13 protein-coding genes are annotated in these 14,367 nt (G+C 68.4%); 5 read left to right on the top strand and 8 right to left on the bottom strand.

Annotation, left to right across the window (positions count from 1 at the left end; genetic code table 11):
• Positions 1-7: 7 nt before the first annotated feature.
• The 3 genes from F8178_RS03385 to mca are packed head-to-tail and all read right to left on the bottom strand — an operon-like array spanning position 8 to position 3,312.
• A complete protein-coding gene (locus F8178_RS03385) occupies positions 8-2,017 on the bottom strand; it encodes a thioredoxin domain-containing protein (protein WP_317493140.1) in 2,010 nt (669 codons plus the stop codon).
• Positions 2,018-2,049: 32 nt separating this feature from the next.
• The gene (locus tag F8178_RS03380; protein WP_317493483.1) at positions 2,050-2,415 is read right to left on the bottom strand and encodes a hypothetical protein; all 366 of its coding nucleotides are present in this window, start codon (positions 2,413-2,415) and stop codon (positions 2,050-2,052) included.
• 18 nt (positions 2,416-2,433) lie between these two features.
• Complete coding sequence (mca, locus tag F8178_RS03375; protein WP_317493139.1) at positions 2,434-3,312, bottom strand: mycothiol conjugate amidase Mca; 879 nt, start codon at positions 3,310-3,312, stop codon at positions 2,434-2,436.
• A gap of 125 nt (positions 3,313-3,437) precedes the next feature.
• Here mca and F8178_RS03370 point away from each other — a divergent pair, with 125 nt between their 5' ends.
• Together F8178_RS03370 and greA are read left to right on the top strand one after the other, a co-directional pair.
• Positions 3,438-3,905 (top strand): DUF4307 domain-containing protein, encoded by a 468-nt coding sequence (locus F8178_RS03370; protein ID WP_317493138.1) that lies wholly within the window; start codon positions 3,438-3,440, stop codon positions 3,903-3,905.
• Positions 3,906-4,149: 244 nt separating this feature from the next.
• A complete protein-coding gene (gene greA, locus F8178_RS03365) occupies positions 4,150-4,647 on the top strand; it encodes a transcription elongation factor GreA (RefSeq protein WP_317493137.1) in 498 nt (165 codons plus the stop codon).
• A gap of 89 nt (positions 4,648-4,736) precedes the next feature.
• On the opposite strand, the gene F8178_RS03360 is transcribed toward greA, so the two are convergent.
• Entirely contained in the window at positions 4,737-5,240 is a 504-nt protein-coding gene (locus F8178_RS03360; RefSeq protein ID WP_317493136.1) for an Lrp/AsnC family transcriptional regulator, read from the bottom strand.
• 191 nt (positions 5,241-5,431) lie between these two features.
• Here F8178_RS03360 and hppD point away from each other — a divergent pair, with 191 nt between their 5' ends.
• Positions 5,432-6,640: a 4-hydroxyphenylpyruvate dioxygenase gene (gene hppD, locus F8178_RS03355; RefSeq protein WP_317493135.1), complete on the top strand. Its 1,209-nt coding sequence runs from the start codon at positions 5,432-5,434 to the stop codon at positions 6,638-6,640.
• An 87-nt stretch (positions 6,641-6,727) separates the two neighbouring features.
• Here the strand turns inward: hppD and ilvA are convergent, their stop codons facing one another.
• The gene (gene ilvA / locus F8178_RS03350) at positions 6,728-7,933 is read right to left on the bottom strand and encodes a threonine ammonia-lyase (RefSeq protein WP_317493134.1); all 1,206 of its coding nucleotides are present in this window, start codon (positions 7,931-7,933) and stop codon (positions 6,728-6,730) included.
• 243 nt (positions 7,934-8,176) lie between these two features.
• On the opposite strand from ilvA, the gene F8178_RS03345 reads away from it, so the two are divergent.
• Entirely contained in the window at positions 8,177-8,434 is a 258-nt protein-coding gene (locus F8178_RS03345) for a hypothetical protein (RefSeq protein WP_317493133.1), read from the top strand.
• Between the two features lie 16 nt (positions 8,435-8,450).
• On the opposite strand, the gene F8178_RS03340 is transcribed toward F8178_RS03345, so the two are convergent.
• From F8178_RS03340 to F8178_RS03330, 3 genes are all read right to left on the bottom strand, one after another.
• Complete coding sequence (locus F8178_RS03340) at positions 8,451-9,608, bottom strand: cystathionine gamma-synthase (protein WP_317493132.1); 1,158 nt, start codon at positions 9,606-9,608, stop codon at positions 8,451-8,453.
• A 119-nt stretch (positions 9,609-9,727) separates the two neighbouring features.
• The gene (locus F8178_RS03335; RefSeq protein WP_317493131.1) at positions 9,728-11,320 is read right to left on the bottom strand and encodes a hypothetical protein; all 1,593 of its coding nucleotides are present in this window, start codon (positions 11,318-11,320) and stop codon (positions 9,728-9,730) included.
• A gap of 120 nt (positions 11,321-11,440) precedes the next feature.
• A complete protein-coding gene (locus tag F8178_RS03330; RefSeq protein ID WP_317493130.1) occupies positions 11,441-12,835 on the bottom strand; it encodes a cystathionine beta-synthase in 1,395 nt (464 codons plus the stop codon).
• Positions 12,836-13,098: 263 nt separating this feature from the next.
• Between F8178_RS03330 and F8178_RS03325 the strand changes: the two genes are divergently transcribed.
• A complete protein-coding gene (locus F8178_RS03325) occupies positions 13,099-14,319 on the top strand; it encodes an acetyl-CoA C-acetyltransferase (RefSeq protein WP_317493129.1) in 1,221 nt (406 codons plus the stop codon).
• Positions 14,320-14,367 lie beyond the last annotated feature (48 nt).

The following is a 14,367-nucleotide window of genomic DNA, read 5'->3' as shown; positions in this document are numbered from 1 at the left end:
CTTCCCCTCACTGCAGGGCGGCAGACAGCTCCGCGGGGGTGGTAACCGGGCGTTCGCACACGTAGCCCTGGCAGACGTAGGCAGCGGGCCTGCCGTCGACGGTGGGCCGATCGGCCAGCAACGGGACACCTTCGGCGTCCGGCTCACCGGCCAGCACCACCGCTCCCCCGTGTACCTCACCGGCGGCGGTAGCGCGCAGCTCGTCACGCTCGGCCGCATCGGTGCCGACCACGGCCACCTGTACCGGCCCGGCCAACGCCGCTTCGGCCACCGCCAGCCAGTTACCGGCGAACCGGGGTGCTCGCTCGGCCAGCAGGCCCGCGCGGCGCAGCGCGGCCTCACAGACGTCCCTGTACCGACCCGAACGCTCGGCTCCTGCCGCTGCCGAAGCCGTCAGCAGGGCCGAAGCCAGCGCCGATGCCCCGGACGGGCTGGCGTTGTCGCCGGGCTCGGACGGCCGATGTACCAGCGACTCGGCGTCGTGTGCGGTGTCGTAGAACGCCCCAGGCAGCTCCGGGTGCGCGAACCGCTCCAGCGCGGTGTCCAGCAGCGTGATAGCCGCGGCCAGCCACCTGCCTTGGCCGGTGGCCTGGTGCAGTGCCAGCAGCCCCTCGGCGAAGCAGGCGTAGTCACCGAGCACGCCCTGCGCCTGGCCGGGCACACCGTCGCGCGAGGTGCGTAGCAGCCGGTCTGCCGAGCGGTGATGGTCGAGCAGGTAGTCCGCGGCCTCGGCCGCGGCTTCGACGAACCGTGTCGCGCCTAGTGCCGTTCCCGCCTCGGCCAGCGCCGTGATGACCTGACCGTTCCACTCGGTGAGCACCTTGTCGTCCCGGTCCGGCTGCGGCCGCCGCACACGGGCGGCGAGCAACGCGTGGCGTAATCGCTGCCAGCGCTGCTCGTCGTCCGGGTCGGCAGGCAGCCGGAGCGTGGATGTGCCGTGCTCGAAGGTGCCTTCCTCGGTGACTCCGAACACCTCGGCGGCCCACCGCCCGTCCTCGGCGCCGAGCACCTCGATCAGTTGGTCCGGGGTCCACACGTAGGTGAGTCCTTCGGATCCCTCGGTATCGGCGTCGAACGAGGCCGCGAACGCACCCTCTGGCGTGCGCATCTCGCGCAGCAGGAAATCCGCCGTCTCGGTTGCCACCCGGGTGGCCAGTGGCGAGCCGGTACGGCGAGCCAGGTGTGCGTAGGCGCGCAACAGCAGCGCGTTGTCGTACAGCATCTTCTCGAAGTGCGGCACGGTCCAGTGCGCGTCCACCGAGTATCGCGCGAAACCACCCGCGAGCTGGTCGTAGATGCCGCCCCTCGCCATCGCCTCAGCGCAGGAGGTGACCATCTCCAGCGCGTCCTGCGAGCCGGTGCGCTCGTGATGGCGGAGCAGGAACTCCAGCACCATCGACGGTGGGAACTTGGGCGCACTACCGAAGCCGCCGTTCGTCTCGTCGAACTGACCTCGAAGCGTCCGCACCGCCTCGTCCAACGTCTCGGACGTCACCGCGGATTCGCTCAGCGGACCGGTCTGCTCGGCCAAGTGGTTGACCACCTTGCTTCCCGCTTCGCGTAACTCCTCGCGGCGCTCGCGCCATGCCTCGACCACTGCGTCGAGGAGCTGGGTGAACGACGGCATGCCAAGCCGCGGCCGCGCCGGGTAGTAGGTCCCGCAGTGGAACGGCTCACCCTCTGGCGTGAGGAAACAGGTCATGGGCCAGCCACCCTGGCCCGTCATGGCCTGGGTGGCCGTCATGTAGATCGCGTCGATGTCCGGGCGTTCCTCCCGGTCGACCTTCACGTTGACGAAGTTCGCGTTCATGATCTCCGCTGTCTCGGGATCCTCGAACGACTCGTGCGCCATCACGTGGCACCAGTGACAGGCCGAATACCCGATCGACAGCAGGATCGGCACGTCCCTGCGCTTGGCTTCTGCCAGCGCCTCGGGACACCACGGCCACCAGTCGACGGGATTGTCCGCGTGCTGCAGCAGGTACGGGCTCGTGGCCGTGCTCAGGCGATTCGTCATACCCCCAGCCTGGCAGAGAGCTCGGCGCGCGGTCACCGACTCCCTCGGGTCGAACCGGCGGCAGTGCGCGGATCCGGTTCGTCATCGCCGGGGTCGCTGTCCGCGCAGGTCGACCCGGTAGCCGACTCGCCCTCGGATCCGGAATCCGGCTGGTCATCGGAGCCGGGATCCGTCGAGCGTCCATCGCCGTCGAAACTGCCGGGAACCCGACCCAGATGCCGGTTCATCGAGCGCACCAGCAACCCGACCGCGATGAGAAACAGCAGCAACAACAGCAGGCCCACCGGCGAGGACTTGCCGAAGTCCTCGCCCTGACCGCCATGATCACCCTGACCGGGCTGGTCGGCGAGCACGATCGTCGCGACCCGACCGGCCTGCTCAGCGATGCTGGTCACCATTGTGGGTAAGCTCACGGCTCATTCCTCGATCCCCGCGAACAGGTCCTGCTCGGGAAGCGTACTGTCCACCAGGCTACGGACCAACTCGTACTCCTCGGTTGGCCACACGTCCCGCTGCATGTCCAGCGGGACCGCGAACCACCGACTGTTCGGGTCGATCTGCGTGGCGTGCGCTTTGAGAGCCTCGTCGCGGATATGAAAGTAGTCGGCACAGTGCACTCGGGTGGTCACCCGCTCCATCACGTCGGCCTTGTCGGGATCCCACTTGCCCAACCACTCACCGTACGGGGAGTCCAGCCCTCTGGCCAGCAACCCCTCGTGGAAGGTACTGAGCTTGGCGCGGGAGAAGCCGTGGGTGTAGTACAGCTTGAGCGGCTGCCATGGTTCGCCCGCATCGGGGAACCTGTCCGGATCGCCCGCCGCGTCGAACGCCGCGACGGAGACCTCGTGGCAACGGATGTGATCCGGGTGCGGGTAACCGCCGTTCTCGTCATAGGTCACCAGCACGTGCGGCCGGAACTCGCGGATCTCCGCGACCAACGCAGCGGTGGACTCCTCGAGGGGCGCCATCGCGAAGCAGCCTTCCGGCAGTGGCGGCAACGGTTCGCCCTCTGGCAGCCCGGAGTCGACGAACCCGAGCCAGCGATGGCTCACGCCGAGGATCTTCGCGGCGGTCGCCATCTCCTCGCGCCGGATCTCGGTCAAATTCGCGTGTACCTCTGGCCGGTCCATCGCCTTGTTGAGCACACTGCCCGCCTCGCCGCCGGTGCAGGTCACCACCCGGACGTGGCGCCCTTCGGCGACGTATCGAGCCATGGTCGCCGCGCCCTTGCTCGACTCGTCATCCGGGTGAGCGTGCACCGCCATCATGCGAAGCCCGCCGGTATCGTTCACCATGCTCGCCTGACCCCTTCCCGCGGTCCCACGTACGTCACACCGGCCTCCGGTGGGGATACTGGACCCTGGATACCCGGATTCTATTCTCCCCATCGGTACGACATCGGGGTCCAGGAGGGTTCGCTGTGAGCGACAACGGGTCGTCACTTCCCGAGGGCCGTTACGGCCCCGCTGCCACCCGCGGGTCGCGGCGATGGCGGCGGTGGGCCTACGGGCTGATCGCGCTCCTGGCCGCAGGCGGTGCCGCGTTCCTCGGCTACTCCAACCTGGGTACCGAACCCATCACGGCCGAACGCGTCGCGTTCAGCGAGCAGTCGGACAACAGCATGGAAATCACCATCCGCGTCACCAGGAACGAACCCGAGCAGCCCGCGGTGTGCATCGTCCGGGTACGCGACGAGACCGGTGGCGAGGGCGGCCGCAAGGAGGTCTACGTCCCGCCGGTGAGCGAGGACGGTGGCAACGACACCGTGGTGACGACCACGGTGCGCAGCGCGCGTCCCCCTGTCACGGCCGACAGCTACGCCTGCTCCTACACCGTGCCCGAGTACCTCGTTCCCGCCGAGCCCGAGAGGCGGAACGACGGAGAGTAACCGCGGCCACAGCCGTGCGGGATCGTCACAACACTGGCACACTGGACATCGAACCCACCTGAGCTGGGCGGGAAGCAGCCGGGGGAGGCAAGAAACCACGCGGAACCCGTTTCATCGTGGTACCCTCGTCTATCGGCACGGTCCGCAGCGGGCCGTGTCTTTCGTTATCTGTGTCGTCGGCGGACCGTTGCCCGCCGGTGGCACGGCCGGCGCGAATACCCGCGTCGGTACACGTACCGAGGAGATGGTGACCGTGAGCGACGCCAAGGTGACCTGGTTGACGCAGGATGCCTACGACAGGCTCAAGCGCGAGCTCGACGAGCTGATCGAGAATCGCCCGGTCATCGCCGCGAAGATCAACGAAAGTCGCGAAGAGGGCGATCTCCGGGAGAACGGCGGCTACCATGCCGCCCGGGAGGAGCAGGGGCAGCAGGAGGCTCGCATCCGGTACCTCCAGGAGCTGCTGCGCAACGCCAAGGTCGGCGAGGCTCCGCAAACCGAGGGACGCGCGGAGCCGGGCATGGTCCTCACCGTCCGCTACGAGGACGACGAGGAGGAGGAGCAGTTCCTCCTCGCCACGCGTGAGGAAGGCGACCAGGACGACATCGAGGTGTACTCACCGGAGTCACCCCTGGGCAAGGCGCTGCTCGGAGCTTCGGAGGGTGAGGAGCGCGAGTACGAACTGCCCAACGGCAGCACTCTGCGTGTCACGCTGATCAAGGCGGTTCCCTACACCGGCTGAACCGAGCCTGCTCCATCAACGACGAGGTCCGGCACGTACCGGGGGGCGCCGAAATCCCCCGCGATCGCCTCCCGGTGCGGCCAGGGCGGTTACGCGTGCCCGCGCTCGTGGCCACGATCCCCCTCGGCGATGCGCTCCAGTAACGGACGGATGCGCGACGGTACCGGGGTGGACAACGCGATGGAGGTCGACGTCCGCCGCACCCCGGGCACATCGACGACCGTATCGATCACACGTTGCAGGTCGTCATTCGACCGAGCGACCATGCGCACGAACAGATCACCCTGGCCGGTGGTGGCGTGCACCTCGCACACCTCGTCGATGGCCGCCAACGCCTCGGCCACCTGCTGACGCTGCCCCTGGGCGATCTCCAGCACGGCGAACGCGGTCAACCCGTAGCCGAGCGAGGCGGGATCCACATCCGGGGGAAAGCCGCGTAGCACCCCCCGCTCCGTCAGGCGGTCCAGCCGCGCCTGCACCGTCCCGCGGGCCACGCCGAGCCTGCGGGCGCACTCCAGCACCCCCAGCCGCGACTCGTCGGACAGCAACAACAGCAACCGGGCGTCGAGCGAATCCAGTGACGAGCCGGGCACGCGCGCTCCCTCCCGTGAACCTATACATATTGCTCACTATGTCGGCATATACCCCGGAATGATTGTACATACTGCCCACTTGTAACTGAGACTTTTGCGCAAGCTGCCTCGCATGGGGATGCTGGACCTATCCACCAGGCCGACACAACCGGCGCTGTACCAGCATCCCGACAGCCCGCGAGGAGTTCGTCATGACACACACCCCCGAGCTGCGCAGTTCCCCTGAGCCGATGGACGACGTGAGCTATGACCAGCTCCGCCAGCTTGTTGGGCTCGTCGACTACGACGAGACCAGGGACCCGTTCCCGGTGAAAGCGATGGACGCGATCGTGTTCGTCGTGGGCAACGCCACCCAGGCCGCATGGTTCTACCAGGCCGCCTTCGGTATGCGGCTGGTGGCCTACTCCGGCCCGGAAACCGGCAACGCCGATCACAAGGCCTTCGTGCTCCGCTCCGGCTCGGCACGGTTCGTGGTCAAGGGAGGGGTGCAGCCGTCCTCGCCGCTGCTCGATCACCACCACAGGCACGGCGACGGTGTCGTGGACCTGGCGTTGGAGGTCGCCGACGTGGACGCCTGCACCGACCACGCCCGTGCCGAGGGAGCGACCGTGCTGACCGAGCCACACGACGTTTCCGACGAGCACGGCACGGTACGGATGGCTGCGATCGCGACCTACGGCGAGACCAGGCACACCCTCGTCGATCGATCCCGCTACCACGGCCCCTATCTGCCTGGCTACGTCGAGCGTGAGGGCACCGTCCCGCGCGCACCAGGTGCCCCGAAACGCCTTTTCCAGGCGATCGACCACTGTGTCGGCAACGTCGAGCTGGGCAAGATGGACTACTGGGTGGACTTCTACCGGCGGGTCATGGGTTTCGCGAACATGGCCGAGTTCGTCGGTGACGACATCGCCACCGAATACTCCGCGTTGATGAGCAAGGTAGTGGCCAACGGCAATCACCGGGTGAAGTTCCCGCTGAACGAGCCAGCCGTAGCCAAGAAGCGTTCGCAGATCGATGAGTATCTGGAGTATTACGGCGGGCCGGGCTGCCAGCACATCGCACTGGCCACCAACGACATCATCAGCACCGTGTCGCACATGCGCGCGGCGGGAGTCGAGTTCCTGGCGGTGCCCGATTCCTACTACGAGGACCCGGAACTGCGGGCACGGATCGGCGACGTGCGGGTTCCGATCGAGACGCTGCAGGAGCACGGCATCCTTGTCGACCGTGACGAGGACGGCTACCTGCTCCAGCTGTTCACCAAGCCGATCGGGGACCGCCCGACGGTGTTCTTCGAGTTGATCGAGCGCCACGGCTCGCTCGGCTTCGGCGTCGGCAACTTCAAGGCGCTGTTCGAAGCGATCGAGCGGGAGCAGGCTCGGCGGGGCAACCTGTAGCGGGGAGGTGAGCCGAAGGACTCCTCGGGTACCACATATGTACCGAAGGAGGCCTTCGGCTCGCCAACCCCGCGCCGGGAAACCGGGTCACGAGATCACGGTGTAGCCCGCGCGCTGCAGCTCAACGGCGATCTCGGCGCAGTGCTCCGGCCCCCTGGTCTCCAGGTTGATCGACACTTCGACCTCGTCGAGCTCGAGCGCGCCCGCGGTGCGGGAGTGTTCCACGTCCAGCACGTTCGCGCCGAGCTCGCTGACGCGGGTCAGCAACGCCGCCAGCGATCCGGGCATGTCGCGCACCCGCAGCCGCAGCGACAGGTACCGACCACCGGCGATCATGCCGTGCCGGATGATGCGCAGCAGCAGCAGCGGATCGACGTTCCCGCCGGACAGTACCGCCACGATCGGCGGACGGAAGGCGCCCTCGTGCTCCAGCAGCGCCGCCACTGCGGCGGCGCCCGCGGGCTCGACCACCAGCTTGCGCCGTTCGAGGCACAGCAGCACCGCCCGCGACAGTGACTCCTCGCTGACCGTAACCACGTCGTCGACAAGCGCCTCGACGTGCGCGAGGCTCACCATTCCAGGGGAACCGACCGCGATCCCGTCGGCGACCGTCTGCGTGCTGGTCAGCTGCACCGGCTTCCCCGCGCTCAGCGACGGCGGGTACGCGGCGGCATTCGCCGCCTGCACCGCGACGACTCTGGTGTCCGGCTTACGAGCCTTGAGCGCCGCGCCGATCCCCGCGACTATCCCACCACCGCCGGTGGCGACCAGCACGGTGGCCACGTCGGGCACCTGCTCCAGGATCTCCAGCCCTACGGTGCCCTGGCCCGCGATGACATCGGGATGGTCGAAGGGATGGATGAACACCGCCCCCGTCCGCTCCGAGAACGCGGTGGCCTCCCGGAAGGTCTCCTCCAGCACACTGCCGTGCAACCGGACATCCGCGCCATAGGCGCGGGTGGCTGCCAGCTTCGGCAGCGGGGCGCGCTCCGGCATGAACACCGTCGATCGGATTCCCACCAGCGAGGCGGCCAGCGCCACCCCTTGCGCGTGGTTACCCGCGCTGGCCGCGACGACGCCGCGCGCCCGCTCCGATTCGTCGAGGCCATGGATCCGGGTATAGGCGCCGCGGATCTTGAACGAGCCCGTCCGTTGCAGGTTCTCGCACTTCAAGTGCACATCACCACCATGCGAGTCACCGAGATCCCTCGCGTGCTCCATGGGGGTTCGCCGCACCACCTCCGATAGGAGTTCACGTGCGGCTTCGATCCGGTCGATCGTGACTAGGTCCATGGCGCCCGATCATGCCACCCTGTTGCCGAACTCACCCCGGCCCGGCGACACCGCCCACTACCGGTAGGTAAGCTGGGGCCAGCAGGCGTGAAACCCGTGTGATACCTCATCCGGTACCCGCGAGTGGTCATCGACCCGCCGTAGCGCACCGGCTGTGAGCGGTCGGTGGCTGGTTGGTGCGGGTGTTGGCGTGCCGATGGTGGCGGAGTAGCTTCCGCCCCGACGATGACGCAGGAGAGCGCAATGGGCCTGGGGCAAGGTTTCCTGGCGGGCGCGGGTCATGGACGTGTCCGCGAGATCATGGCGCTGTGCGGGGCATTCGGCTCGGCGCTGGCGTTGACCGGGGCCGCCTTCTTCACGGTGCAGCAATCCGCCTGCGACGAGCCCGGCATGTACGTCCGCTACGACAGCCACGTGCAGCTGATCGGCGGCTGCGTCGACCCCGACGGTCTACCGACCGAACCGCGCGAGGAGCAGGACCCCAGCGCCCTGTCCGGGTAGGACATACCCGCCATGCTCAACCGAGCGCGGCACGCAGATCGGCGATCAGGTCGTCGGCGTTCTCGATACCCACCGAGAGGCGGAGCAGGTTCGCAGGCACCTGCAGCAGCGAGCCAGCCACACTGGCGTGGGTCATTTGCCCCGGATGTTCGATCAGCGACTCGATACCACCGAGGGATTCGGCGAGCACGAACAGCTCGGTGCGCGCCGCCACCTCCAACGCGTGTTGCTCGCCGCTGCTGAGGGTGAACGAGACCATCCCACCGAACCGCCGCATCTGCTTGGCCGCACGCTGGTGTCCCGGGTGCTGCGGCAGGCCCGGGTAGTAGACCCGGTCCACCTTCGGATGCTCGACCAGCGCCGCAGCCAGCTGTTCTGCGTTGTCGCAATGCCGTTCCATCCGCACCGCCAGGGTCTTCATTCCCCGCATCGTCAGCCAGGAATCGAACGGGCTCGGCACCGCCCCCGAGCAGTTGCGGAGGAAGAACAGCTGCTCACGCAACTCTTCGGAGCGGGTGACCACCGCGCCCCCGACCACATCGGAGTGCCCACCCAGGTACTTCGTGGTGGAATGCACCACTACATCAGCACCGGAGTCCAGCGGCTGCTGCAAGTACGGGGTCGCGAAGGTGTTGTCCACCGCCAGCAACGCACCGGAGGCATGGGCCAGCTCGGCGAGGGCGGCGAAGTCACAGATCCCCAGCAGCGGGTTGCTCGGCGACTCGCACCACACCAGCTTGGTCGCGGGCCGCATCGCGGCACGGACCTCGTCCGGTGAGGTCAAGTCGGCCACCGTGTACTCGATTCCCCAGCCGGTAAGGACCTTGTCGATGAGCCGGAACGTGCCCCCGTATGCGTCGTTACCGAGTACCAGGTGGTCGCCTGGGCGCAGTACGGCACGGATCACCGCATCGGTCGCGGCCATGCCCGAGGCGAAGGACAGGCCGTGCTCGGCGTTCTCCAGCGCGGCGATCGCCTCTTCACAGGCGGTACGCGTGGGGTTGGCCGTGCGCGAGTACTCGTAATCGCCCTCGCGGGTGCCGCCCACCCCATCCTGGGCATAGGTCGAGGTCTGGTAGATCGGCACGATCACCGCGCCGGTACGCGGATCGGGTTGTTGACCAGCGTGGATCGCACGTGTCTCGAAACCGAAACGTAAGGGCTCCTGAACCATTCCGCCAGCCTACGTCGTCGCCACGATCGGTCCGCGGGCAGCCACGGGTGGGGACGCACCGTGTCCCCTTCCGGAGCGAGGTCGGGAGGGGACACGGTGCGGGAGTTGCCCGTCGGGCGTCAGCCCTGCTGTGGTGGCGGCCCGTAACCGGGCTGCTGGTACTGGCCCTGCTGGCCCGGCTGGCCCGGCTGCGGGAAACCGCCACTGGGCGGGCCCGGCTGGCCCGGCTGGCCCGGCTGGCCCGGCTGGCCCGGCTGCGAGAAACCACCGCTCGGCGGACCCGGCGGCTGCTGGCCGAACTGGCCCTGCTGGGCGTATGGACCAGGGGCCCCGAACGCGGTCGGCTGGCTGTACTGTCCCTGCGGATCCGTCATCCCAGGGAACTGGCCGAATCCGCCTGCCTGCTGGCCGGGGTGGCCGTGGCCGCCACCGGACGGCCCGCCGTTGCCACCGCCGAGCCCGAGCGCGGGAGCGGTCGGTGGGAGCAAGCCGAGGACCCCGATAGCGAGGACGACGGCACCGACCACGATGTACAGCACCAGCAGTCCCGGCCCCACTTCCTCGATGCCGGCATCGGCCGACGGGGTCGCGCCGATCCACAGCATCACGCCGAACACCCCGAGCAGCACACCACCCGCGGCGCAGAGGATCGGCGCGACCGTCCGCACCGCAGCGGCGAGCTTGCCTGCCAGGGCGGTCAGCACGCCGCCCGCGATCGCCGCGAGCGACCCGACGAGCACCATGATGATGTAGAACCACAGCAACCCGGGCGAGGCGAAGCCCGCCTCGTCGAACATGTCCGGCTGCCGGTCGTAGAACGAGGCATAGTCGCCGATCTCGCTCATGTCCACGAAGCTGAGGATGAGCGCGACCAGCCCGAGCACACCTGCCACCGCGCCTGCGATGACTCCCCCGGTCGCGAGCTGGCCACCCCCGCCGGGCGCGCCCATCATCGCCTGCGGCGGGGGCGGCCCGCCGAAGACGCCCGGCTGCCCGTAAGGCCCGTACCCGTACGGTGGCTGCCCGCCGTAGCCACTGGGCTGCTGCCCGAACCCGCCCGGCTGCTGGCCGTACTGGCCGGGCTGGCCGTACTGGCCGGGCTGGCCGTACTGGCCCGGTTGGCCGTACTGGCCCGGTTGGCCGTACTGGCCCGGTTGGCCGTAGGGCTCGTACGGCTGACCGGGCTGCTGCCCGTACGGGCCGTACTGGGCGTAAGGGTCGTGCTGCTGCGGCGTACCCGGTTGCTGCCCACCGAACCCACCGGGCTGCCCCCCGAACCCGGGAGGTTGCTGCCCCATGGCAGCCGGGTTGTCAGTCGCGCTCGGTGGCGGCGTATACGGGATACCCCCTGACGGCTGCATGTCCGGCGTGACGAGCTGTGTCGAGGCCGCGCCCGGGTTACCCTGTGGCGGCTGCATCACCTGGGTGGAGGTGGGTTCCTGCGGTCCGGGCGACTGGGGCACCTGACTCTCGGACTGGCCAGGCTGCACCACCTGCGTCGATTCCGGCTCGTCCGGTTGCCGGGTCTCGGAGTCCGGTTGCGGCGGCTGGCCCGGCTGCACCATCTGTGTGGGTTCCGGCGTGCTTCCGAACGGACCGTCCTCCTGCTGCGGTGGCTCGTTCGGCAGCTCCTCCTGCTGGGTGTGGCTCGGCGGACCGTGTGCCTGATCGGTCCCCTCCGGTGGCAGGTCCGGTGGCTGGGGAGCACTCATCTGGGTCGTCAACCCCCTTGACAAAGGCATGAATTCTTCGCTGGCCCATACGCTATCGGACACGCCAGGCCAGCCGCAGGGCACGCCCCGTCCGGTGCTCCCCAGCCGCCGCGTTACCGGTCAGCTTCCCGCGAGGAAGGCCAGCAGGTCCTGCCGCGTGACCACGCCTGCGGGTTTACCGCCGATCAGCACCAGCGCCGCGTCAGCCGATGTCAACGCCCGCATCGCGGTACTGATCGGCGCACCTCCCCCGATCGTGGGCAAGGGCGCCGACATGTGCTGGTCGAGCCGGTCGGCCAGTGCCGCCTTACCCGCGAACAGCGAGTCGAGCAGCTCGCGTTCGTTGACCGCGCCGACGACCTCGGCGGCCATCACCGGCGGCTCCGCGTTGACCACCGGCATCTGGCTGACGTTGAACTCGCGCAGGATCGTGACGGCTTCAGCCACCGTTTCGTTCGGGTGAGTGTGCACCAACTCCGGGATGGAACCGTCCTTGCGCCGCAGCACATCGGCCACCGTCGCATCCGAAGAGTCCGGCGGTAGGAAGCCGTACGAGGACATCCACCCGTCGTTGAAGACTTTGGTGAGGTAGCTGCGCCCGCCGTCGGGCAGCAACGCCACGATCACGGCGTCGTTCTTTCCTTCCGCCGCGAGGCGCCCGCCCAGCTCCAGAGCAGCCGCCACCGCCATCCCGCAGGAGCCGCCGACGAGCAGCCCCTCCTCGGCGGCGAGCCTGCGGGTCATGTGGAACGACGCCGCATCCGAGATCGCGATGATCTCGTCGGCGATCGTGTGGTCGTAGGTTTCCGGCCAGAAGTCCTCACCGACGCCCTCGACCAGGTAGGGGCGGCCGGTGCCCCCGGAGTACACCGAACCTTCCGGATCGGCCCCGACCACCTGTACCTCACCGCTGGAGACCTCCTTGAGGTACTTGCCGGTGCCGCTGATGGTCCCGCCGGTGCCGACGCCAGCCACGAAATGCGTGATCCGGCCGTCGGTCTGCCGCCACAGCTCCGGGCCGGTCGAGCTGTAGTGACTGGCCGGATTGGCCGCGTTCGCGTACTGGTTCGGCTTCCACGCACCCTCGATCTCGTTCACCAACCGGTCGGAGACCTGGTAGTAGGAATCCGGATGGTCGGGGGGCACGGCGGTCGGGCACACCACGACCTCGGCGCCGTAGGCCTTGAGCACATCCTGCTTGTCCTGGCTGACCTTGTCCGGACAGACGAAGACGCAACGGTACCCCCTGCGCTGGGCGACCATCGCCAGCCCGACGCCGGTGTTGCCCGAGGTGGGCTCGACGATCGTGCCACCCGGCTTGAGCTCGCCCGACTGCTCGGCGGCGTCGACCATACGTACGGCGATCCGGTCCTTCACGCTACCGCCGGGATTGAAGTACTCGATCTTGGCGAGCACGATCGGCCCGTCCTCACCGATACTGTCCGACGTCACTGAGTTCAGCTTGACCAGCGGCGTGTCGCCGACCAGGTCGATGACGTGCTCGACGTAGTCCATCGATCTTCCCCGTTCCTCCGCGTGCGCATGGTGTGCGCCGTATGGTGACCGTCGCGGTGTTTCCGCTCAGCTCCCAGCCTATCCCGCGACCGAGCGCACGGCAGAGCACCGCGCCCCGTCGCGGCGGTCCCGTTCGCCCGGTAGCGTCCAGCCCGAGCAGCGGTACCCGTGCTGGACGGCCCCGCTCGGCGCCGGGCATACTGCGCAATCGCCGTGGCAGGCCAAGCGCCACGGTCGCCACTCGCGTGTAAGGAGAACCTGTCATGCCGGAAGCCGTCATCGTCTCGACTGCCCGTTCCCCGATCGGTCGGGCGGGAAAAGGCTCACTTGTGGACATGCGGCCGGACGACCTCACCGCACAGATGGTGCGTACCGCACTCGACAAGGTGCCACAGCTGGACCCGGCCGAGATCGACGACCTGATGCTCGGCTGCGGATTACCCGGCGGCGAGTCCGGGTTCAACATGGCGCGTGTGGTCTCGGTGCTGCTCGGCTACGACCACCTGCCCGGCACGACCATCACCCGGTACTGCTCTTCCAGTCTGCAGACCACCCGGATGGCGATGCACGCGATCAAAGCCGGTGAGGGTGACGTGTTCGTCTCGGCCGGAGTCGAAACGGTGTCCCGCTTCGACAGGGGCACCTCCGACTCGCATCCCGATACACAGAATCCGCTGTTCGATGAAGCCAAGGCACGCACCGCGCAAGCGGCCGAGCAGGGTGCCGACTCGTGGCAGGATCCCAGGGACAGCGGCCAGCTGCCGGACATCTACATCGCCATGGGGCAGACGGCCGAGCACCTGGCGAGGTCGAAGGGCATCTCTCGGGAGGAGATGGACGAGTTCGGGGTGCGCTCGCAGAACCTTGCGGAGAAGGCCATCGCGAACGGATTCTGGGCCACCGACATCTCGCCGGTGACGCTGCCGGACGGCACGACGGTATCGGCGGATGACAGTCCCCGCCCAGGGGTCACCGTGGAGGGTGTGTCCGGCTTGAAGCCGGTGTTCCGGCCGGACGGTCGCGTCACCGCGGGCAATGCCTGCCCGCTCAACGACGGCGCGGCCGCGGTGGTGATCATGTCCGACACCAAGGCGGCAGAGCTGGGTCTCACGCCGCTGGCGCGCATCGTCTCCACCGGGGTGACCGCCCTGTCACCGGAAATCATGGGCTATGGGCCGGTGGAGGCGTCCCTGCAGGCCCTCGACCGCGCCGGGATGGCCATCGGCGACATGGACCTGGTCGAGATCAACGAGGCGTTCGCCGCCCAGGTCATCCCGTCGTACCGGGATCTGGGCATCGACCTGGAACGGCTCAACGTCAACGGCGGCGCCATCGCGATCGGCCACCCCTTCGGCATGACCGGGGCGCGCATCACCTCGACGCTGATCAACTCGCTGCGGTTCCACGACAAGCAGTTCGGCTTGGAAACCATGTGCGTCGGCGGCGGCCAGGGCATGGCGATGGTGCTCGAGCGGCTGAGCTGAGCCACGCCATGGCCGGACGCGGCATCCATGCCGTAGAGCCGTAGAGGG

Origin of the sequence: Haloechinothrix sp. LS1_15 (genome assembly GCF_033042135.1) — a bacterium.
Taxonomy (GTDB): domain Bacteria; phylum Actinomycetota; class Actinomycetes; order Mycobacteriales; family Pseudonocardiaceae; genus Haloechinothrix.
Note: the sequence above shows the minus strand (reverse complement) of the source record. Positions and strands in the feature narration are given on the sequence as shown.